The following is a 4,313-nucleotide window of genomic DNA, read 5'->3' on the forward strand; positions in this document are numbered from 1 at the left end:
CTTCCAGGTGTTTTGGGTTTTGGCCCGAGACGTCCGAGCCCGGACCTTACGATATCGTGGATGGCCTAGCCGGCTGGAAACGAAGGAGGGGACGGAGGTAGGAAGGAAGCTTGTCGCTCTGGATTGTCAGCGTAAACTGCGCAAGCAGTTTATCGCGTGTTGTTGGCATTCTCAGCGTAAACCGCCTAGCGGTTTATCGCGATTGAATGCCTCTGACAGCAATCGGATTACCGTTGCCTGACCGCGCGGTATCGGATCCAATCTCGAGAAGCTGGTCTTAAGATAGACCGCAAGCGAGCTGCTCGGCGTAGCTCCAATAAAGCGGATCTATCGAACACGTCGATGGCATTGTTAGAAAGCGTCCGTTGTAAAAGGTAACGGCGCATAGCTGGTTCGGCACACTGCAAAGTGTCCGGATTGTCAGATTTGGAACCCCTTCGAGCGTAAGCGAGAAGGATAGGAATTCCAAATCCAAGCAAAGACGATGAGCATTGGCAATGAGAACGATCAAGTGTCGTAAGGGCATTTAGTGGATGCCTAGGCATGCACAGGCGATGAAGGACGTGATACGCTGCGAAAAGCCGTGGGGAGCTGCGAATAAGCTTTGATCCATGGATCTCCGAATGGGGCAACCCACCTTAAATGCTTAGAAAATCTGAATTGTTGACTGACCAGATCCTGGCTCTTCGGTCTCCCTTTCAAAGGGTGGGCGAGGAAAAAGGATCGAAGCTCGTTTGAGCTTCGCAAGGCCAGAGGCCGTCGCCGCTAATGCGGCGTAGCCTCAACGGACTGGTGGCCGGTAAAACACTTCAGGTTTCTAAGCATTGTAACAAGGTATCTTCACCTGAATAAAATAGGGTGTAAGAAGCGAACGCAGGGAACTGAAACATCTAAGTACCTGCAGGAAAGGACATCAACCGAGACTCCGCAAGTAGTGGCGAGCGAACGCGGACCAGGCCAGTGGCAATAGAGTTTAAAGTGGAAGAACCTGGAAAGGTTTGCCGTAGAGGGTGACAGCCCCGTACGCGTAGATAGCTTTATTGTCCTAGAGTAGGGCGGGACACGTGAAATCCTGTCTGAACATGGGGAGACCACTCTCCAAGCCTAAGTACTCGTGCATGACCGATAGCGAACCAGTACCGTGAGGGAAAGGTGAAAAGCACCCCGACAAGGGGAGTGAAATAGAACCTGAAACTGGATGCCTACAAACAGTCGGAGCCCGCAAGGGTGACGGCGTACCTTTTGTATAATGGGTCAACGACTTAGTGTAACAAGCAAGCTTAAGCCGGTAGGTGTAGGCGAAGCGAAAGCGAGTCTGAATAGGGCGATATAGTTTGTTGCATTAGACCCGAAACCGAGTGATCTAGCCATGAGCAGGTTGAAGGTTGGGTAACACCAACTGGAGGACCGAACCCGCATCTGTTGCAATAGATTGGGATGACTTGTGGCTAGGGGTGAAAGGCCAATCAAACTCGGAAATAGCTGGTTCTCCGCGAAATCTATTTAGGTAGAGCGTCTGGCGAATACTCCCGGGGGTAGAGCACTGGATGGGCTATGGGGACTCACCGTCTTACTGATCCTAACCAAACTCCGAATACCGGGAAGTACTACCAGGCAGACACACGGCGGGTGCTAACGTCCGTCGTGAAAAGGGCAACAACCCTAACCTCCAGCTAAGGTCCCCAAGTCATGGCTAAGTGGGAAAGGATGTGAGGATCCCAAAACAACCAGGATGTTGGCTTAGAAGCAGCCATCATTTAAAGAAAGCGTAACAGCTCACTGGTCTAGTCAAGGGTCTTTGCGCCGAAAATGTAACGGGGCTAAAGCCATGCACCGAAGCTGAGGATTCCTCTTTGAGGAGTGGTAGCGGAGCGTTCCGTAAGCTGATGAAGGGGTACCTGTGAGGGGCCCTGGAGGTATCGGAAGTGCGAATGTTGACATGAGTAACGATAAAGAGGGTGAGAGACCCTCTCGCCGAAAGACCAAGGGTTCCTGCTTAAAGTTAATCTGAGCAGGGTTAGCCGGCCCCTAAGACGAGGCGGACACGCGTAGTCGATGGGAACCACGTTAATATTCGTGGGCCTGGTGGAAGTGACGGATTGCTTAACTTGTAAGGTCTTATTGGATTGATCTTGCAGGGACGCGGTTCCAGGAAATAGCTCCACCGTATAGACCGTACCCGAAACCGACACAGGTGGTCAGGTAGAGCATACCAAGGCGCTTGAGAGAACTATGTTGAAGGAACTCGGCAAATTGCACGCGTAACTTCGGAAGAAGCGTGACCCTTATGTACGCAAGTATGTGAGGGTGGCACAGACCAGGGGGTAGCGACTGTTTACCAAAAACACAGGGCTCTGCGAAGTCGCAAGACGACGTATAGGGTCTGACGCCTGCCCGGTGCTGGAAGGTTAAGAGGAGGGGTGCAAGCTCTGAATCGAAGCCCCAGTAAACGGCGGCCGTAACTATAACGGTCCTAAGGTAGCGAAATTCCTTGTCGGGTAAGTTCCGACCTGCACGAATGGCGTAACGACTTCCCCGCTGTCTCCAACATAGACTCAGTGAAATTGAATTCCCCGTGAAGATGCGGGGTTCCTGCGGTCAGACGGAAAGACCCCGTGCACCTTTACTATAGCTTTACACTGGCATTCGTGTCGGCATGTGTAGGATAGGTGGTAGGCTTTGAAGCAGGGACGCCAGTTCTTGTGGAGCCATCCTTGAAATACCACCCTTATCGTCATGGATGTCTAACCGCGGTCCGTTATCCGGATCCGGGACAGTGTATGGTGGGTAGTTTGACTGGGGCGGTCGCCTCCGAAAGAGTAACGGAGGCGCGCGATGGTGGGCTCAGACCGGTCGGAAATCGGTCGTCGAGTGCAATGGCATAAGCCCGCCTGACTGCGAGACTGACAAGTCGAGCAGAGACGAAAGTCGGTCATAGTGATCCGGTGGTCCCGCGTGGAAGGGCCATCGCTCAACGGATAAAAGGTACGCCGGGGATAACAGGCTGATGACCCCCAAGAGTCCATATCGACGGGGTTGTTTGGCACCTCGATGTCGGCTCATCGCATCCTGGGGCTGGAGCAGGTCCCAAGGGTTTGGCTGTTCGCCAATTAAAGCGGTACGTGAGCTGGGTTCAGAACGTCGTGAGACAGTTCGGTCCCTATCTGCCGTGGGTGTAGGAATATTGACAGGATCTGTCCCTAGTACGAGAGGACCGGGATGGACATATCTCTGGTGGACCTGTTGTCCTGCCAAGGGCATAGCAGGGTAGCTATATATGGAAGGGATAACCGCTGAAGGCATCTAAGCGGGAAACCCACCTGAAAACGAGTGTTCCCTATCAGAGCCGTGGTAGACGACCACGTTGATAGGCCGGGTGTGGAAGTGCGGCAACGCATGAAGCTTACCGGTACTAATAGCTCGATTGGCTTGATCGTTCCCATTGCCAGTGCTCATCGAATAAATTCGATGAGACTTAAGTTCAGCGCTCACGCATGAGCGGGCCTTTGGCCCTATGCTCCGCGAGGGCGCCGGACGTCCGGCGACGCGCTTTGCGCTTGCGGTCTTAACGACCGTATCCGGACAACCAACGACGTGTTCACGTAAGACAAAAGAGGTCTCTGACCTCACCAGCTTCTCAATTAAAGTTGCGCTTTGCCGACCTGGTGGTTATGGCGGGGTGGCTGCACCCGTTCCCTTTCCGAACACGGCCGTGAAACGCCCCTGCGCCCATGGTACTTCGTCTCAAGACGCGGGAGAGTAGGTCGCTGCCAGGTCTGCCAAACGCAACTTCGGTGCAAACCAAAAGGGTTTGTTCCAACATTCCAATCTTCTCATCACACAGACGGCCATGCCGTGTTACAATAGGCCGCTTACGCGGCCTTTGTCGCTTCTAGGAATACTCGAGACCCTGAAAACCAGTCGTCTCGAAACCAGGTGTGCTCCAAAAAGGGGGCCCACCTGACACACGATAAACCGCTGAAGCGGTTTACGTGGATGACGCAAGCCGCATAGCGGCTTGCTACTCGCGACAAATCGCATCGCGATTTGCGCTGGTAACGCGATAAACCCTTCGGGTTTACGCTGGTAACGCGGGGTGGAGCAGCCCGGTAGCTCGTCAGGCTCATAACCTGAAGGCCGCAGGTTCAAATCCTGCCCCCGCAACCAAGCTCTTCAAAACATCAATAGACATAGCGTTCCATCGCTGGCGGAAAAGCTTCGCTTTCCCTCGCGATGGTATCCTCGTCCTCGCACCACAACCTCAAGGCTGAAGGGCGCTCGCTTTGCGATAATACAGTCCGGTGAACTGTTTT

The 4,313-nt window shown here is 53.5% G+C and carries 1 tRNA gene and 2 rRNA genes; all 3 read left to right on the forward strand.

The features are described 5' to 3' along the window. Nucleotides 1–505 precede the first annotated feature (505 nt). The 3 genes from FHT86_RS37610 to FHT86_RS37620 all read left to right on the forward strand — a co-directional run bounded on the left by FHT86_RS37610 (nt 506) and on the right by FHT86_RS37620 (nt 4,167). Nucleotides 506–3,437, forward strand: a 23S ribosomal RNA gene (locus FHT86_RS37610). Nucleotides 3,438–3,661: 224 nt separating this feature from the next. After that, nucleotides 3,662–3,776: ribosomal RNA gene (gene rrf / locus FHT86_RS37615) — 5S ribosomal RNA — on the forward strand. 314 nt (nt 3,777–4,090) lie between these two features. Next, nucleotides 4,091–4,167 (forward strand) — tRNA-Met (locus FHT86_RS37620). The last annotated feature ends 146 nt before the right edge of the window (nt 4,168–4,313 follow it).

It is taken from the genome of Rhizobium sp. BK313 (genome assembly GCF_014193655.1).
Lineage (GTDB): Bacteria > Pseudomonadota > Alphaproteobacteria > Rhizobiales > Rhizobiaceae > Rhizobium.